Consider the following 17,403-nt stretch of genomic DNA (forward strand, 5'->3'; position numbering starts at 1 on the left):
GAGTTTTACGAGCCGAAACCCTTCTTCACTCACGCGGCATTGCTCCATCAGACTTGCGTCCATTGTGGAAGATTCCCTACTGCTGCCTCCCGTAGGAGTCTGGGCCGTGTCTCAGTCCCGATGTGGCCGATTACCCTCTCAGGTCGGCTACGCATCATCGCCTTGGTGGGCCGTTACCTCACCAACAAGCTAATGCGCCGCGGAACCATCCAGAAGTGCTAGCCGAAACCATCTTTCAAACAAAAACCATGCGGTTTTTGTTGTTATACGGTATTAGCACCTGTTTCCAAGTGTTATCCCCTGCTTCTGGGCAGGTTTTCCACGTGTTACTCACCAGTTCGCCACTCGCTTTAAGAAGAAATCAGTGCAAGCACGTCAATCAACCAAAGCTCGTTCGACTTGCATGTATTAGGCATGCCGCCAGCGTTCGTCCTGAGCCAGGATCAAACTCTCATCTTAAAGATGATAAGCTCGAATAGCTCATCGATTGTTGTTACATTTTAAAAGCGAATTGACTTCGCAAATATTGTTTGGGTTTAAATAAATTCAAACCGCCCTACACATATTTGGTTTGTCGAAACAATGTTCAGTTTTCAAAGGTCTACCAAGTTGTCTAATGAAGCGATTGCTTCGTGATAACTCTTAAAGTATAGCATGTTGTCAAAACCTTGTCAACAACTTTTTTCATTTAATTTTGAATATATATTCAAAATTAAATTTTGAAGCTGTCGGCCGTTACCGGTTATCGACAACATAAATCATTGTATCAGTAGTTTTTATCAACGTCAAGGTTTAATTTCAAATTTGTATTTCTATCCATAAATCTGATTTTTATGCACCTGCGTGTCCTGATGACAACAGGTAATATCATACCAATCATCATCAATCAGGTCAAGCGGAATTTATAAAAAAAACAGGCCCTTCAATTATGAAGACGCCTGCTGTTGGTTTAATTGTTGAGTTGCCTCGGCTTTCCACCCTTCTAGGCGGTCGGCAATTGGCTTGAACCCGATGTTGACGTGATAGTTCGTCCAGTAATGGTGTCGCTGATGGCCATTGGGCTGACTCGTTAAGTCTAACCGCTCTAAGCACCGCAAAGATAAACTGATTTTTCCTGTGAATTCATCGATGCCCAAAATCACCACATCCACTTCTTCATTCACCTTCAAGTAATCATGAATGTCTTGCACGTACCCGCAATGGCACTCGGAGATGTGGATCAGTCCCTGGCGGTGACCACCTAAGCTGACAAATGCCCCATAGGGTTGAATCCCGGTCACCCGCCCCGAAACTCGCTGACCAATATGAAAGGTCATCAAAATTCCTCCTTATCTCTACTACTAGACTAAACATTACTCAGAAACGACCACTTTATCCATCGTGACTGGGGTGGCTGGTTGGTCGCTAGAATCCGTTTTGACTTGGGCGATGGCGTCTACGACATCCATCCCCTTGACCACTTGACCAAAAACAGTGTGGCGGAAGTCTAACCATGGCGTCCCCCCATTTTGGTAAGCTTTGACGATTTCTTCCGGGAAACCAGCATCCTTCATCTGACTTTGCATCTGGTCCGTCATATCCTTGTCTTGCACGATAAAGAACTGACTGCCATTGGTGTTCGGTCCCGCGTTAGCCATTGACAAGGCTCCCCGTAGATTATAAAGCTCTGGTGAGAACTCATCTTCAAAGGGTTGGACCCAGATGCTTTCGCCACCCATGCCAGTTCCGGTCGGGTCACCCCCCTGGATCATGAAATTAGGGATTACCCGATGAAAAGTCAGACCGTCATAGTAACCAGCTTTAGCATGCGTTACAAAGTTTTCAACCGTTTTCGGGGCTTGTTCGGGGAAGAGCTGCAGTAAAATTGTACCCATGGACGTCTCTAACGTCACTTGCGGGCCCTTGGCATTCGCCAAATCAATTTGTGGAAACTTTGTCATAATTATCCTCCATATCTTTTCAAAACACTTCTTTTAACTATTATCGCCGCCAACTGGTAAAAATGCAACTGAACACTCAGTGCTATACTAGGGGCATTCCAAAACCTTAAGGGGGAATCATTATGACTAAACCTGTGACTTCGCTAAACCGGCGAACCATCGATCTATTAGAACAGCGCGGTGTCTCGCTGGAAGCCATTGCCAACCTGGTCATTTTTTTGCAAAAAGATTACATTAAAGATTTGACGTTGGCCATGGCACGCCAAAGCGTCCGGACTGTTTTACGTAAGCGAGAAGTCCAAAATGCGGTAATTACGGGTATCCAACTCGACTTAGCTGCCGAACAACACGCCTTGCTTGATCCACTACAGACCATCGTTGAACGCGACGAAGGCCTGTATGGCGTCGACGAGACCATGGCACTATCCATCGTTGACCTGTACGGCTCCATCGGCTTTACGAACTACGGCTATATTGACCGGGTCAAACCGGGTATCCTCCAAGTCCTCAACGCCCACGAACCCGGCAAAATCAACACCTTTTTAGACGACCTCGTTGGGGCCGTAGCCGCGGCCGCCGCTGCCCGGTTGGCCCACGATGACCAGGGCGAACAAGACACCCCTTTTGATTAGTAAAGGTCATGATTTCTTTAAATTTTCCTAGACCAGCTGACAATGGGGTCAAAACCCACTATAATATTAGCGGCTACAAATCTTAATCTAAGGAGCACCTTAATGGGTTATTTAATCGATTTCGTCTTACACATTGATAATCACCTGGTCAACCTGGTGAACACCTTTGGCAACTCCACTTACCTCATCCTTTTTGCCATTGTCTTCGTGGAGACCGGGGCGGTCATCTTGCCATTTCTACCGGGAGATTCACTGCTGTTCGCTGCGGCGGCCCTGGCGGCTAACCCAGCTTACGGCTTGAACATCTGGTTATTCGTGGCCCTCTTCTTACTGGCGGCCATCGGTGGTGACAGTCTCAACTTCTACTTAGGCCACCGCATCGGGGCCGCGTTGTCCAACCACTCTTGGTTCGGGCGGCTAATCAACAAGGATAAGTTAGCACAGTCCGAACGCTTCTTTCGACGCCACGGTCCCGTCGCTATTTTCCTGGGACGGTTCATGCCTATCATTCGGACCTTCGTCCCTTTCACGGCAGCTGGGTCACAATTTCCTTACCGACGCTTCTTGATCTACAACGTGAGCGCCGCTATCACTTGGATTTTGATTTGCTACGGTGGGGGTTATTTCTTCGGTAACATTCCCTTCGTTAAAGAACACTTTTCCGCGGTCGTCTTGGGCATCATCGTAATTTCACTGATTCCCGCCCTCGTCGGCTGGTGGCGTGGTCGCCGTCATACCCCGGCCACTGCCACACCGACGTCGGCCCAACGCCCCGACGATGCTTCGGAAGATAACTAACTGCACCAATTTAAAAGGCTTCGAGAAAATTCGGGAAGATTTCCCCGACTTTCTCGAAGCCTTTTTTAGATTGCCCGTTTAACGGCCCGTTTCGCCCACCAATACAGTCCTAAAACGCCCAGTTCAAACAAACCGAACGCCAAGATGAAACAATGGAGGAAAAACGTATCCGGTAACGCGAGAATCACCGGGTCTAAGTCCGGATCAAACAACCAATCGTTATTCCGAAACAAAATCTCGTGAAACGTCACGAAGAACCCGTTGAAGTTGACCACTAGACACACGGCTAACGCAACGGGCACGACCGCTACAATCTGCATGGGCCGCAATAACCGCCATTGCGTCGCGCGTTTGCTCAATTGCCGCAGGTACCACCCCGCTGGCCAAAGACTCAGCAGTAGCACCACGTGATTAATCAAAAAGAGGCGTTTGACGTCCTCAAAATGAATCATCCCCGTAAACGAGGTGGGAAAATTGCTCATATTGAGATCTGTGACCCAGGGCAATTCTAGGTAGGCCAAGAGTTGCCCGTAATTGTGCATCAACGTATGCGCCGACAAGTTGACCGTATGTTCGATGTGGAGCCAGTTGATATCCAGCCGGTACAGCCACACCCCGTTGATGGTCAGCGTGATACTCAAGCTGAGCAACAATAGGATGACGGCCGTTAACCCGCCCCACCGTTTAAGCCGTTCAGTCACGCGGCCCCGCCTGCAAGTCCCACTGGTCTAAAGATGGCACCGTATAGGTCGGCTGAATGGCCTCGTGGGCGACTTGGTCGGGAGTGGACACCCCAGTGTACACCAGTAAAGTGTCGACCCCGGCATGGATGCCCGCCTCGATATCAGTGTGGTAGTTATCCCCCACCATCAACGCTTGATCGGCCGAAACGCCTAATTGAGCCAAGGAATTGTTCAAAATGATGGGTTCTGGTTTCCCGACAAAGATGGGGTCCGTTTGGGTGGCGTACCGCACCAGGTCAACCAGTGCACCCGCTCCGGGCATCAACCCACGCGCCTTGGGAATGTTGGAGTCCGAGTTGGTCCCGATAAACGTCGATCCACTCTTGATGGCTAAAATGGCCTTAGCGAACTTCTCGTAGGTCACGTCACTGTCCAAACCGACCACCACGTATTCCGGGTGCTCCTCGTCGACGGTGAACCCTTTTGCAGCTAACGCCTGGCGCAGGCCAATCTCACCCACGACGTAGACGGTCCGGCGGCCAGTGGCCCCTGCGCGTTGGTCCAAATAATCCGCCGTGGCTAACCCAGCCGTGTACACGTTTGCCGGCGTTACATGGATATCGTGGTTATCTGCTAGATTCTTGACCACGTCTTCGGGCAGTTTCGTGGTGTTATTAGTCACAAATTTAAAGGGAATCTGGGCCGCCTGCAGGCGTTCAACGAACCGTTTGGCCGCCGGATAACGCTGACTGCCGGCATAGACCGTCCCGTCAAGGTCAATCATGTATGCTTGATAAGCTTTCACTGAGCACGCTCCTATTCTTCTTTTTTCTGTCGAATGGTAAAGCTTCGCCGACCCTGACCGCCAGAAGCCACCGTCACCGTTTTCGTGGGGGTAGTGGCTTTAGCGGGTTGGCGTTGCTCTTCCGTAAATTGGCGGTTACGACCACCATGATGCCGCCGTGACCGACGGCGACGTCGGTGCGAGTTTGCAGGTTTTTCCGTTGGGGACGCCTTAGCTGATGTGGACTGCTTCGCGTTTGTTGTGGCGTTACCGTTATGGTTGCCACTGTTTCGGCGGCGCGTCCGGTTGCGTCGGGGCCGCGGAACGGGTTTGACATCTAAGTTATGCAAAATAAAGTAGGCACAGCCAAAGTTACAGGATTCGTACAGGTAGTCCTGGACCGCCCCAATCTGATTTTGCTTGGCACCAGCCCGGTCGTTGGCGTAAAAGCCCTTCAACCGGAGCTGTTCGAAGCCCCAGTCCCCTACGATATAGTCGTACTTACTGAGAATCGTGCTGTAACGTTGGGCAAATTCCTCAACGTCAAAGCCGTCCCGGACGTTCGTCACTAGTTCATAGGCGTGCCCATTGATTTTCAGGTGGGTCTCGTCGACCCGGAACACTTCGGCACTCGGCTCCCGCTTTTCTCGTTGTTCGGCGACTAACGCCTCTAAACCTTTTCGATCCACCGTTTTCATCCTCTCTGTTACGTTAAGTTAACGGGTAGTGCTTGCTCAGGTACTGAGCAAAGACTTCCCGTAATAAGTCATGGTATAAAATCTGATTTTCCCCCACAATGGCAATCGTAGGGAAAAAAGGGATAAACAGGTAATGGTCCACGACGGCCAGTTTATACCGTTTGAACGGCGATAATGGTTCGCCGCGCCAGGTCACCTGGTGAGTCCGGTCATTGTAGGCAATCCCCAGGTAATTCAATTCCCCAAAGATTTTGCCCCGAAAGCCCATCCCCTTTTGGGGGAAGCGCCGCAAGAACAGCCGGGCCTTTTCAAACTCCTGAACTAACCGCCACAAATTATACCCATCTAAAGTCACCGTCATCACCCGCATACTATGGGGCAACAATTGGTGAATCTGGTTTTGCGTCACAATGCCCCGCGGCAAGTCGTGTAAGAATAACCCCGCGTTCAACACCGCTGCTTGAGTCCCCGCGTATTCTGCAATCGCGTGGAGCCCTTCGCGGACCAGTTGGGGGTGTCCCGTCTGGTCCGCTTCCAAGGTGACCGGTAATTTGGCGACCCGTTGTTCGCTTAAGATGGCTTCACCTAGATCCTGCAATTGCCGAATCTCCGCGGCATCCGTCGATAGCGGTGGTAACGTATCTGTCCGGACCACCGCCGCTTGAGCGGTCTGTAAGTGGTGGTCAGCATCCAGCATCAACGTGATCCGGCCAATATACTGGCCATATTTACCGGCCGCGGCCAACAGACTATTCCGGTCGTGTTCCCCATGGATCAGCAAGTGGTGCGTGTGGCTCCCAATAATCACGTCTAGTTGGGGGAACCGCCGCGCCAATTTCTGGTCCACATTATACCCTAGGTGTGATAATAGCACACAAACATCGGCTTGCGCAGCATAGCGACGCAGTAATGTCGTTAACGCGGGCACCGCTTGGATTGGGTCCCAGCCCGCTAACGGGTAGGTCAACTCATACGGGGCGGTCAACCCCAGTACTAAGACTCGGGTACCGCCCGCCGTCACGTAAATTTTATGGTCAATGGCCCAATCGGGTTGTTGGTGATTCTCCGGCTTCTTGAGGTTACCTAGAATGACCGGAAAATTCGCGTGCGTGTACAATTGGTCCAACTGGGCGCGCATAAACCCCAGCCCCTCGTTATTGCCAATCGTGACTCCGTCGTACCCGGCCTGATTCATCAGTTGCACGTTCTTTTGTCCGGCCGTCGCCTCGCTTGCGGGGTGCATCGTATCGACGTTGTCCCCCAGATCAAAGGTCAATACTGCGTGATTAGCGGCTCGTTCGGCTTCCTGTGTGGCCAATAAATAACGTCGAATGCGGGGCCAATTTTCGAAGTGCGAATGCAAATCGTTGGTGTGCAAAATGGTGAGTTGTTCCATCATCTAATCTCCCCTCAACACTGAATTTAATCGTACGGCATCCCCCCATGCCGGTCAAGCTATTGTTTCTGTTGAAACTCTTGGGCCTTGCCCAGGACTATCTGCTCGACTTCCGCGGTCGAAAATGGCGTCCCAAACGGTAATGGCTGGTCGAGGTAGCGCTGTTCCGGCGTGTCGACCCCCACGTTCAGGTTCTCCTTGACCGGTACGGCATAGTGGTGAATATGCCCGTGCAGGTTGATGATCTGTTTGACGATACCCAACATCATCGGGTAATGCGTCAAGTAATACTGCCGGTGGTCATACTTGATCAAGACCCCGACGTCGTGAAACGCGTACTTTGGCCGCCCGTGGTCGATGGGATTATTGGCCGCCAGATATTTAAACAACGCTCGGCTGTCATGGTTCCCCTTAATGAGTTCCAAGTGACCATTCAGTTGGGACAAGACATCCCCAACCGCCTCATTTGATTTGTTAGCGGGATGAGTGAAGTATAACGCAATATCGCCTAGGTGGTACACGGTATCGGTTGGCGCCACCCGCGCGTTCCAATTATCGATGATGGTCTGATTCATGGTCGCCACATCGGGGAATGGCCGGGGCGCAAAGTCACTCATCCCCAGTAAATCCTTATGAAAAAAATGCGTATCCGCCGTAAAGTATTGCATGCGTCACAACGCCTCCTAAATAATGTCTAACGGTTGTTTGTGGGTCGGCGCCGGAAATTGACCATCGAGCGCTGCTAAGTCTTCGGCAGTCAAAACTAAATCGCCGGCCGCCAGATTTTGCCGCATATGTTCCACCGAACTGGTCTGCGGAATCGCCAAGACCTGCGGCTGGCGAATGACCCACGCTAAGAGCACCTGATAAATGCTGGCTTGGTGCTGGGTCGCAATCTCTTGAACGACCGGATTGGTGGTCAAATGTTGGCCCCACGAGTCCCCCTGAGCGACCGGCGAGTAAGCAATCAACGGTAACTGATGTGTTCGTTGCCATGGTAAGACCGCATAATCGACGCCCCGACTACCCAAATGGTACAGGTCTTCGTTGGCTTGCGCCTGGTCGCCCTGCGGCAAGCCCCAGAGTTCCTTTAAATCGTCAATATCAAAATTCGACACGCCCCACGCCTTGATGAGTCCCGTGTCTTGTAGCCGGTTCAATTCGGCGACCGTTTCGGCTAGCGGGACACTGCCGCGCCAATGGTACAGGTACAAATCCACGTAGTCGGTCCCCAGGCGCTTTAGACTGGCCTTCAAGCTCTGTTCCATGCGCGCTTTGGAGGCATTTTCGGGTAAGACCTTGGAAATCAAGAACAATTTTTGCCGGTCAACATCCTGGATGGCTTCACCCACCAAGGATTCGGCTCGACCGGCACCGTACATTTCGGCGGTGTCAATCACTTGCGCGCCCGCAGCGATTCCCGCTTGAATCGTGGCAATCTCTGCGGCCCGTTGCTTCGGCTCATCGCCCATGTGCCAAGTCCCAATCCCAATGGCCGGGACAGTCCGGCCCGCTAACGTTACGGTTTTCATCATGAATTCCTCCTAAATGACGCTTTTGGGGGGTTCAGTCACCCCCAACGGCATCGGTTATCCTTCTTTATCCTAGCACTTTACGATTAATTACGCCGCCCCCGGCAGATGTCTTCTCAGCTGGTTCGCTTCGCAAGACCAATTGTCACCCTATTAATGGCAACAAAAAAGCCCGACGACCAGCTAATGGTGTCGGGCTTTCGTTTAAGTTAGGTCTAAATCAAGGGGGGCTAAGACTTAGTCCCGGGAGGAGTCATCGGAGCCAGCTAGACTCGTTAGGTGTTCGCGGTCCGCAAACCTTTTGCTCAACCATAAACCGAGCAACCAGACGATGGAACCAACTAACGCAATCAAGGTGTCGACTTGGAACAGTAAGACGACGGCCACCATCCCCAAGAAAAGCAGGATGAGGTAGTCACTGACAGGAAAGAGTGGCATCTTGAAGCTGCTTGTCCCTTGCTTAGCGTCTAACTGGCGCCGGTACTTGATGTGAGCAACCACGATGGCTCCCCAGATGAACAGGAAGCAAGTGGTGGCCACACTGGAAACGAAGGAGAATACGTGGCCTGGAATAATCAGGTTCAAGAAGACGGAGATCGCAATGATGACCGTGGAGAATCGTAAGGCGTGGACCGGTACCTGGGCTTTCGACAGGGTGCCCATGCGCTTGGCGAAACGGCTCTTGCCCTTGTAAGTTAGGGAGAAGAGCATCCGCCCGGTCGTAAACAGCGAGCTGTTGCAGGCTGAAGCCGCTGCAGTCAACACCACGAAGTTGATGACGGAAGCCGCGGCTTGGACCCCAGCGTTCTTGAAGACCTGGACGAACGGACTACTAGTGGCGGAAATCGATTGCCACGGGTAGATGCACATCAAAGCCAACAGTGAACCAACATAGAACAGGATAATCCGCATGGGAATCTCGTTGATGGCCTTGGGAATGACTTTTTTCGGGTCGGCCGTTTCGGAAGCGGTCATCCCCACCATTTCGATTCCGACGAAGCTAAAGAGCACCATCTGGAAGGAGAGGAAGAAGCCCTTCCACCCATCGGCGAAGAACCCACCATTGCTCAAGTTCGCCACACTGGCATGGCCAACGGGGGTGGCAAAGTGTACAGCCACCATGTAGATACCGGCGATAATCAAGGCCACAATCGCTACAATCTTGATAATGGCAAACCAGAATTCCGTTTCCCCAAATGCCTTGACGGTCACGGAGTTCAATAGGAGTAACACCCCGAGCAAGACCAAACCGGTGACCCACTGCGGCAGCCCCGGGAACCAGTACTGCATGTACTGTCCGGCCGCCGTGATTTCGGCCATCGCAATCGTGATCCAGCAGATCCAGTAGGTCCACCCCGCCACGAAGCTCATGTTCTCGCCTAAGTAACGATGGATGAAGTCAATGTAAGAATGCACGTTCAAGTCGGAAAGCAACAACTCTCCGAGCGCACGCATCAGTAAGAAACACATGATTCCAGTGATTAAGTAGGCGAAGATAATGGAAGATCCCGCTAAGTGAATCCCCTGCCCGGACCCCAAGAACAGCCCCGTGCCAATCGTTCCCCCCAAAGCGATCAACTGCACGTGACGACTCTTCAGCTCACGGGAAAAGCTTTGCCCGTCATTTGATTGAGTATTTTTCATCTTTATGCCCCCTTGTTGAAATACATTATACACGTGCTTGACCCCAATACCAGCAACACTGCTGGTAAGTTCAGTGGCCTAAAGCAAGTCTCCAGCCCACCGTTGCCGCATTCATTTCACTTTTATCAATATTACATGAAATTAATTCAACTATGTGTGAAAAAGCGGCTCGGACCGGCATTTAGCCGACCCGAGTCGCTTAAATCAAAGCTTATTTACGTAACCGTTCGATATCGCGAACAATCATTAATTCTTCATCCGTTGGGATCAACAAGGTCTTAATCTTGGACCCGGCCTTACTCAAGTCACGTTCTTCGCCCCGAATGTTGTTCTTTTCGGGATCAACGCCGATTCCGAAGTAGCCTAACTTGTCGGCCACTTCTTGACGAATCATAATATCGTTTTCACCAACCCCGGCCGTGTAAACGATGGCGTCCGCACCGCCTAATTCGGCTAAGTATGCCCCCACGTAACGGACAATCCGGTTGATGAACATGTCACGAGCTAACTTTGCCCGGTGATTTTCAGCCTGAACTTTTTCGAGGTCCCGCATGTCGGCAGACACGCCAGAAACACCCAGCAAACCAGACTTCTTGTTCAAGATATTGATCATGTCGTTAGGCTTGTCGATGTTGAGTTTTTCCATCAAATAAGCGACCAACGAGGCGTCGATGTCCCCAGAACGGGTGGCCATTTCGATTCCGGCCAAAGGCGTGAAGCCCATGGACGTGTCGTAGGATTTACCGTTCTTGATGGCGGTAATCGAGCCACCAGCCCCTAAGTGCATGGTAATCAACTTTAAGTCTTCCAACGGCTTGCCTAACATCGCAGCCGCCCGACCAGCGACATAGCGGTGACTGGTCCCGTGAGCCCCGTACTTCCGGGCCCCAAACTTCTGGTAGTACTCGTAAGGAATCCCGTACATGTAGTTGACTTCTGGCATAGATTGGTGGAAGGACGTATCAAAGACCGCCACACTCAAGACGTTTGGCAAAATCTTCTTGAAGGCCCGAATGCCCATGGCAGCCGCTGGGTTATGCAGCGGTGCGTATTCGGCTAAGTCTTCGATTTTCTTCAACACATCGTCATCGATGACGGCGGAGTCCTTGAACTCTTCCCCACCGGCTACGACCCGGTGACCAACACCGGTGATTTCGTCAAAGTTCGTGATGATCTTGAGTTCGGTCAGTTGGTCCAACATTAATTGGATGGCTTCCCGATGATCATTGACGTCTTGGTGGGCTTCGTATTTCTGGCCGTCACCGTACTTGATTTCGACTAACGAGTTGCCCAAACCAATCCGGTCGATGGCGCCTTCAGCGATCACCGCTTCTTCTGGCATTTGGAACAGCTTGAACTTCAACGTTGAACTTCCGGCGTTAATTGCAATAGATTTTCCCATGTGGTCTTTTTCTCCTTTTACGCGCGATCCGTCATGAGATTCTGTTCTTCCCATTGGACGATTTCCGCGACAAACTTTTGAAACGCTGATTGATCCTTGAATGATGGAAACTCACCCAACATCACTTGCTTAACTTGCTTGGCGTTAGCCCCCGGCTTTTGCAAAATCAAAATGGCCTTCTGAGCGTTGGTGTTCGCAAACAACTCGCTCGGCAGGTTCAAGAGACCTTGTAAATAGGCGTTGTGGGGCAACCATTTGAGCAGGCCCTTGGCTTCAGCCGTTTGAAACAGCTGAGATGGCACCAAAAAGACACCGATGCCACCGGGTTTCAACTGGTGAATGGCTTGTTCCAACAACAAATGATGCACGAAGGAGTGGCCCGTCTTGGCGTGCGTCGCATAGCCCGCGGCGTTGTCGTCGACCGGATAATACCCAATCGGTAAATCCGCCACGACCAAGTCACTGGCCGGGACCAATAACGGGTCCAACGCATCTTGGTGCACTAGGTTGAGCGACATTTGTTGCAGGTTACTCGACAACTGTGCAATGGCCAACATGGTGTCGTCGTTGTCCACGCCGTAAGCGTCAATCTTGCCCACCACGGCCTGTAACTGGGTGACGACTGCTGTCAACAGGTTACCCGTGCCGACGGTCAGATCCAGCAAAGTCAACTCATCCTTGCCCCGTTCTAATCGGGTCACGAGGTAGCCCATGATGTAGGCAATCGTATCCGGCGTCAACTGGTGATTGGCCTGAATCTCGTCGACCCGAATCGCCTTTAACATCGCCAGTTGAATTGCCCGGCGCACCGTCTCGGCATCATACTGTTGCCAAGCGGCTTGCTGGTAAAGCGCCGTCAAACGCTTCACCGTCGCAGCATCCGGGCGACCGTCTTCCACTTGAACGTCATCATTCAGGAGATTATCTCCCGTTTCAATAAAGGCATCTAAATAAGATGTCGCGAGCGCTGCTTGTAAGGTCGTTGTTGACTCATCTAAGACCTTAAAGAGCGTCTCTGTCTGTTCTTGTGACAGTACGTTTCGCCTCCTTATGCAGATTCCATAACATCGTGTATCCGTTCTCTATACTACCGATTTTTATGGACTTATTCAAGCAATCTTTAGTGAGAACATTGAAACGCCCCTCATGATGACGGGGCGTTTGGTGTCACGGGTTTAACTGGGGACTGCTGCGGGTTAACCGGGCGTTGGTAGCGAGCTAGGAGCTCATCAGTGGTCCGAATTCGGGCGAGTTGTCCGGCCAAGACAATCATCAATAAGGTGCTGACGACTACCAAAAAGCCCAGCGCCCATAAGGTTAAGAACCCCCGCGAAAGTCGACGATGGTGTGGCGCCATGGCAAGCCCTCCTGTTTTAAATTTAAACGCACTAGGTCTGGTGAAGTCGTTTTTTGCCAGTTCAGCTTCGTCACATGCGCTAACAAGGGCAAATACCCTTGACCCGTCTGACTACTCAGTTTCAACATTCCATCATGATCCACACTCAAGGTCACGATTTTTTGCTTTTCGGTCCAATCCTTTAATGTGAGTTCCGTCGCGCTCACCTTGTCGACCGAATACCGTTGCGGTACCTCTAAGACTGCCAGCATCTCGTAGAACTCCGTTGCATCGGTCTGCAACGGAAAACTCAAAGCGCGCGCCCAGCCGGTGGTCAAACCCACCAATAACGCTGCGATACCGAGGGCTAAAACGGCCTCGATTAAGGTAAATCCTTGATGTGACCTCATGAGCCCGCCAACTCCTTTTCTAAGGCCCGGTCGTGAGCCAACCGAGCACTGGCTAACCGTGCTTCACGGACCCGTTCCACGTGCTGGGTGACTTGCAAGGCCTGATAGGACATGACCAAAGTTAGCGCAACAATACTTAACGCCAGCAACGCGTCGGGCAACAACCAGCCGCGATTACGCCGCTTTGGCTTTAGGTGGCCGACGCGTCGTCTCGGACGTAACATGAATCATCGCTCCTCTCAGTTGAAAGGCCTGGTACCACCACCGGTGATTGGCCTGACTGTACCATTCAACGGTCGTTCCCTGCGCCCAGCCCGACTCATAAATTTTAAGGTCCCAAATGGGGGCCCGCTCATCGGCCAACGTCAACGACCGGGGAATCGGTAACCTGCTCACCTGCCGAGCCGGGGTCGTCGTGGTCAAGACTTCGACTTGGTGGTGGTCACTGTCGATGTGCACGACGTATCTGGCGCGACGGCGGACGGCGAGTTGTCGCGTTGCCGTCCACAGGCGCTGATAGGCGGGCCAAAAGGCGCGTTCCGCCACCAGTTTAGGGGCACTCGTCGTTGGCCGTGCCACCACCACGGCCAAGCCGGTCGTCATCATCAAGACCAGTAACACTTCGTACACGGTAAAGCCCCTACTTCTTCGCCGGACGTTCAACCTGGCCATCATGGATCACCAACCCTTCCTTTCCAGCCCGTTCCACCTGTTGCGCGGTCAAATAGCCCTGTTTGCCCAGTTCCTCGATGGTAACCGTCTTAGCGGTCGGGTTCTCATCTAAATAGGCAGTCGCTTGTCCCTGGACCATGGTCACCATGGCGTCACGATGAATCTTTTGGGCGCGGCTGCGCTGACCGTTTAAATTCGGTAGAATAATTAAAATCAATAGGGAAATAATAAAGAGGACGATGGTCATTTCGACCAGAGTGAATCCCCGCCGCACACGTGTCATTAGTAGACCCCCTGTAAATTATGGTAGAGCGGTAGTAACAACCGTAAATACGCCATGACGATGAGGCCTGCCACCAGGGTAAATAAAATCGGTTGCACCCAGGCTAAGCCCCGTTCGCTACGTTGGACCAATCGCTGGTACTGTAACCGACTGTAAGCCGTTAGTTCTCGGGCCAGTTGTTCTGGCGTGTTACCCTGCTGGAGTAACACCACCAATTGGCTGGGGATGTAGGGTTGCCGGGAAAGCCAGCCCATCGGTGACGTGCCTTGATCCAAAAGTTGGGCCAACACCACGGCCAGTTGGTGCAACAATGCCCGTTCTGGCAATCGTTGGAGGGTCTGAATCATTTGTTTGACGCTCAGCCCGCTTTGAACCAGTTGACTGAGGTTTTCCGTTAAGTAATAGCCGTAGTAAGCCTGAAAAATCCGCCCCACCAATGGCCAACGTAAGTAGCCCCGGACTCGAGAAAGCGTTGGTTGGTGCCACCACCACCGAGCCACGGCCACCCCCGTGATGCCAAACCCGATAATGGCTACAATGGCAACGTACGCCGGCCAGGTCAACCGGGGGCCGGTCGTGGTCGGAGCCAGACTGGTTTGTAACTGCGGCATCACCCCGTATTGGAGCGTGGCAAAGAGCAGGCCCATGCCCCCCAGTAACCCCACTGGGTAGTCTAAGAGTTGCCGTAGTCGTTGGCGTTGAGTGGCCATCAAGGTCAATAACGTCGCCGAACGGGCTAACGCGGGTCCTAAGTCCCCGTAATGGCTGGTCAGACGCAACTGGAAGTAAATGTTTTCTTGGAGGTACGGCTTGAGGCCCACCACTAACCCCACTCCGGCGACTAATTGCGCTTCAATCTGTTGCAACTCTGCTGGCAAACGACTATCCGTCGTGCGCATAAAGGTCAACGCCTGCTGCAACGAAAAGCCACTTTGCAATTGGTCCGCCAACAATTGACAGACCCGGGCCTGCTGGGCTAACGACCACTTACCCGGCCGCATACGTCTGGTAAGTCTGCTGGCTAATCGTTCCCGCCATTCGTGCTTGTTCAAGACTGTGCCGCCACCTTTCTCGTGGGTTAGTCGTCGGGGACCACAAAGCCGCCCCGGCTAAAATCTCCAATAACACGGCTGATCCCTGCTGTTGCCGGGGAATTAGCCGTTGGTAACAGGCCGCCGTCAGGACTTGGCGTAGCTGCGTCTGCGCCACACCAAGGTCCAATAGACGGCTGATAGTTCCCGCTGCACTGCGCGCATGAACCGTACTCAACACTAAGTGACCACTGAGGGCTGCCCGGATTGCGGCTTGGGCCGTCAACGCGTCGCGAATCTCGCCAATGATAAAGGCATCCGGCCGGTGCCGTAAGCCAACCTTGATCAACTCGTCATAGGTCATCCCCGCAGAGGCATTGACCTGAAGCTGAATAAAATGAGGCTCCTTGATTTCGACCGGGTCTTCGATACTCAACACTACGGCTTTCGCGGTCAGATGCCGCGCCGTAGTGTACATGGTCGTGGTCTTACCCGCACCAGTGGGCCCGGCAAAGAGCATGAGCCCCCGTTGTTGGGCCAAATCACCCAATTGTTGTCGTTGACCGGTTTCCAAGTAATCTAACTGAAGCGTCTGATAAGGGTAAATCACCCGAATGACCAGTGACTCGCGACCGGCGTAGTCACCGACCGTCGAAAACCGCAGTTCTAAATGCCCCGTTACCGTCGGCCAGGTCAACGCCCCCACTTGGGGACGTCGGTGCTCACTCACGGCCATGTCGGCATGAAACTTAAAGTAGGTCAGCAATTGCTGGCCCACGTCAGTAGTCACCTCCCGCCATAATCGTACGGTTTGCGTTTGTCGTAAATGAATATAGTAGGCTTGTGCCCTGGGTAACACGTAAATGTCGCTGCTTTTGTCCTGGACCGCAGCAGCTAAGAGTTCGTCAATTAGGGATTTGATTGGCATCCCCGTCACCTCCCGTAACGTTTGTACTCTGTAGTTTCGCAAACTGAGCCTTAAAGTTTGAAAAGCTTAAAATAAACGTCATTCCCGAACCGGACAAAAAGTGGCGCGCCAAGACAAGTCATCTTGGCGCGCCACTTTGCAGTTCTAATCATCGCGTTTTCAGCCCACAAAAAAGGCCACCGGCAAGTTGCCCGCGGCCTTCTCATCTTGTGTTGTTATTCCACGCCTTCAGGCAAAACGGCGGCTTCGTAAATATCCGAAATATCGTCGTTGTTTTCCAGTTCGTCGATCAAGCCTTGGTACTGGGAAACTTTGGCTTCTGGTACTTCAGTGGTGTTCTGCGGGAACATCCGTACTTCGGAAGTGTCTAACTTGTAGCCCTTGTCCTGTAACGCGTCACGGACAGCCGTTTCTTGTGAAGGATCCGTCCAGATGGTGAATTCATCATCGGTCGTTTCCATGTCGTCCGCACCGGCATCTAAAGCATCCATCAACATCGTATCTTCATCCGTGTCCAAGCCGTCACGTAAGATTACAATGTAACCCTTACGGTCGAACATGTAGGAAACGGAACCAGCAGCGCCTAATGAGCCACCATGGTGCGTGAACGCCGACCGTACAGCCGCAGCCGTCCGGTTCTTGTTATCCGTTAACGCTGCCACCATGATTGCCGTCCCGCCAGGACCGTAACCTTCGTAGGTGATTTCTTCGAACTTGGCACCGCCAACACCGGAAGCCTTGTCAAGCGCACGCTTGATGTTGTCCTTCGGCATGTTAGCTGCCCGGGCCTTGTCCATTTCCAAACGAAGTTGAGGGTTACCGTCGGGATCAACACCACCTGCTTTTGCAGCTTGGTACAAATCACGTGAGATCTTTTGGAAAATTTTTCCACGTTTTGCATCCTGGGCGTTTTTACGCCCTTGAATGTTATGCCATTTAGAGTGTCCTGACATCTCGTAACTCCTCTTTTCTAATAAATTTATATATCCATATAAAACAGACAATGCTAATTTTAGCACCACTTTGGGCCCTTTTCAAGATAAACGTCCATCCCGCCATGGCGCCCCCTAGCTGGCTTTACCAACCCATCTGTCCGCAACCCATTTTGGGGCCACCATAGCGCCTTATGATGGGGCCCTTTCTTCATTAGTAAGGCCTACTTCAAATCAGCCCCCTAAACTATACATAAATTATCAAATAATATACATTTTAAAAACAGCTATACAGTGCGTTT

21 protein-coding genes and 1 rRNA gene are annotated in these 17,403 nt (G+C 52.0%); 2 read left to right on the plus strand and 20 right to left on the minus strand.

The features are described from left to right. The 3 genes from DXH47_RS00970 to DXH47_RS00980 form a co-directional block, all read right to left on the minus strand. Positions 1–459 (minus strand): 16S ribosomal RNA (locus DXH47_RS00970); the annotation flags it as partial. Positions 460–926: 467 nt separating this feature from the next. Continuing rightward, positions 927–1,316, minus strand: coding sequence for a CvfD/Ygs/GSP13 family RNA-binding post-transcriptional regulator (locus DXH47_RS00975; RefSeq protein ID WP_129031227.1), 390 nt, complete (start codon positions 1,314–1,316; stop codon positions 927–929). 36 nt (positions 1,317–1,352) lie between these two features. Continuing rightward, positions 1,353–1,940, minus strand: coding sequence for a peptidylprolyl isomerase (locus DXH47_RS00980; RefSeq protein WP_129031228.1), 588 nt, complete (start codon positions 1,938–1,940; stop codon positions 1,353–1,355). A 122-nt stretch (positions 1,941–2,062) separates the two neighbouring features. Here DXH47_RS00980 and DXH47_RS00985 point away from each other — a divergent pair, with 122 nt between their 5' ends. Together DXH47_RS00985 and DXH47_RS00990 are read left to right on the plus strand one after the other, a co-directional pair. Next, positions 2,063–2,572 carry a phosphatidylglycerophosphatase A family protein gene (locus DXH47_RS00985; protein ID WP_129031229.1) on the plus strand — a complete coding sequence of 170 codons (510 nt, stop codon included), beginning with the start codon at positions 2,063–2,065 and terminating at the stop codon, positions 2,570–2,572. A 102-nt stretch (positions 2,573–2,674) separates the two neighbouring features. After that, positions 2,675–3,370: a VTT domain-containing protein gene (locus DXH47_RS00990; RefSeq protein WP_225423468.1), complete on the plus strand. Its 696-nt coding sequence runs from the start codon at positions 2,675–2,677 to the stop codon at positions 3,368–3,370. A 65-nt stretch (positions 3,371–3,435) separates the two neighbouring features. Here DXH47_RS00990 and DXH47_RS00995 read toward each other — a convergent pair whose 3' ends face one another. From DXH47_RS00995 to DXH47_RS01075, 17 genes are all read right to left on the minus strand, one after another. Continuing rightward, positions 3,436–4,071 (minus strand): TIGR01906 family membrane protein, encoded by a 636-nt coding sequence (locus DXH47_RS00995; protein WP_129031230.1) that lies wholly within the window; start codon positions 4,069–4,071, stop codon positions 3,436–3,438. After that, entirely contained in the window at positions 4,064–4,858 is a 795-nt protein-coding gene (locus tag DXH47_RS01000) for a TIGR01457 family HAD-type hydrolase (RefSeq protein WP_129031231.1), read from the minus strand. Before DXH47_RS01000 ends, DXH47_RS00995 begins: the two co-directional genes overlap by 8 nt. Before the next feature lie 11 nt (positions 4,859–4,869). Then, complete coding sequence (locus tag DXH47_RS01005) at positions 4,870–5,535, minus strand: YutD family protein (protein WP_129031232.1); 666 nt, start codon at positions 5,533–5,535, stop codon at positions 4,870–4,872. A gap of 13 nt (positions 5,536–5,548) precedes the next feature. Next, complete coding sequence (locus DXH47_RS01010) at positions 5,549–6,934, minus strand: bifunctional metallophosphatase/5'-nucleotidase (protein ID WP_129031233.1); 1,386 nt, start codon at positions 6,932–6,934, stop codon at positions 5,549–5,551. Between the two features lie 56 nt (positions 6,935–6,990). Then, complete coding sequence (locus DXH47_RS01015; RefSeq protein ID WP_129031234.1) at positions 6,991–7,599, minus strand: metallophosphoesterase family protein; 609 nt, start codon at positions 7,597–7,599, stop codon at positions 6,991–6,993. A gap of 15 nt (positions 7,600–7,614) precedes the next feature. Next, entirely contained in the window at positions 7,615–8,463 is an 849-nt protein-coding gene (locus tag DXH47_RS01020; RefSeq protein ID WP_129031235.1) for an aldo/keto reductase, read from the minus strand. A 237-nt stretch (positions 8,464–8,700) separates the two neighbouring features. Beyond that, positions 8,701–10,107 carry an amino acid permease gene (locus DXH47_RS01025; protein WP_129031236.1) on the minus strand — a complete coding sequence of 469 codons (1,407 nt, stop codon included), beginning with the start codon at positions 10,105–10,107 and terminating at the stop codon, positions 8,701–8,703. 211 nt (positions 10,108–10,318) lie between these two features. Further along, entirely contained in the window at positions 10,319–11,509 is a 1,191-nt protein-coding gene (locus tag DXH47_RS01030) for an acetate/propionate family kinase (protein ID WP_129031237.1), read from the minus strand. Between the two features lie 17 nt (positions 11,510–11,526). Then, positions 11,527–12,543, minus strand: a complete 1,017-nt coding sequence (locus DXH47_RS01035; protein WP_170954925.1) for a class I SAM-dependent methyltransferase — start codon at positions 12,541–12,543, stop codon at positions 11,527–11,529. A 110-nt stretch (positions 12,544–12,653) separates the two neighbouring features. Then, on the minus strand, positions 12,654–12,866 hold the full coding sequence (locus DXH47_RS01040; protein ID WP_129031239.1) for a hypothetical protein: 213 nt from the start codon (positions 12,864–12,866) through the stop codon (positions 12,654–12,656). Continuing rightward, on the minus strand, positions 12,827–13,255 hold the full coding sequence (locus DXH47_RS01045) for a prepilin-type N-terminal cleavage/methylation domain-containing protein (RefSeq protein ID WP_129031240.1): 429 nt from the start codon (positions 13,253–13,255) through the stop codon (positions 12,827–12,829). The genes DXH47_RS01040 and DXH47_RS01045 overlap by 40 nt, the downstream gene beginning before the upstream one ends. Further along, positions 13,252–13,479: a hypothetical protein gene (locus tag DXH47_RS01050; RefSeq protein ID WP_129031241.1), complete on the minus strand. Its 228-nt coding sequence runs from the start codon at positions 13,477–13,479 to the stop codon at positions 13,252–13,254. The genes DXH47_RS01045 and DXH47_RS01050 overlap by 4 nt, the downstream gene beginning before the upstream one ends. After that, positions 13,430–13,885, minus strand: coding sequence for a hypothetical protein (locus DXH47_RS01055; protein ID WP_129031242.1), 456 nt, complete (start codon positions 13,883–13,885; stop codon positions 13,430–13,432). Before DXH47_RS01055 ends, DXH47_RS01050 begins: the two co-directional genes overlap by 50 nt. A gap of 10 nt (positions 13,886–13,895) precedes the next feature. Then, the gene (comGC, locus tag DXH47_RS01060; RefSeq protein ID WP_129031243.1) at positions 13,896–14,210 is read right to left on the minus strand and encodes a competence type IV pilus major pilin ComGC; all 315 of its coding nucleotides are present in this window, start codon (positions 14,208–14,210) and stop codon (positions 13,896–13,898) included. Next, complete coding sequence (locus tag DXH47_RS01065; RefSeq protein WP_129031244.1) at positions 14,210–15,211, minus strand: type II secretion system F family protein; 1,002 nt, start codon at positions 15,209–15,211, stop codon at positions 14,210–14,212. The genes comGC and DXH47_RS01065 overlap by 1 nt, the downstream gene beginning before the upstream one ends. Further along, entirely contained in the window at positions 15,198–16,169 is a 972-nt protein-coding gene (gene comGA, locus DXH47_RS01070) for a competence type IV pilus ATPase ComGA (protein WP_129031245.1), read from the minus strand. Before comGA ends, DXH47_RS01065 begins: the two co-directional genes overlap by 14 nt. Before the next feature lie 215 nt (positions 16,170–16,384). Continuing rightward, positions 16,385–17,122 carry a YebC/PmpR family DNA-binding transcriptional regulator gene (locus DXH47_RS01075; RefSeq protein WP_129031246.1) on the minus strand — a complete coding sequence of 246 codons (738 nt, stop codon included), beginning with the start codon at positions 17,120–17,122 and terminating at the stop codon, positions 16,385–16,387. Between the last annotated feature and the right edge of the window lie 281 nt (positions 17,123–17,403).

Source organism: Levilactobacillus suantsaii (assembly GCF_004115745.1).
GTDB classification, from domain to species: Bacteria; Bacillota; Bacilli; order Lactobacillales; family Lactobacillaceae; genus Levilactobacillus; species Levilactobacillus suantsaii.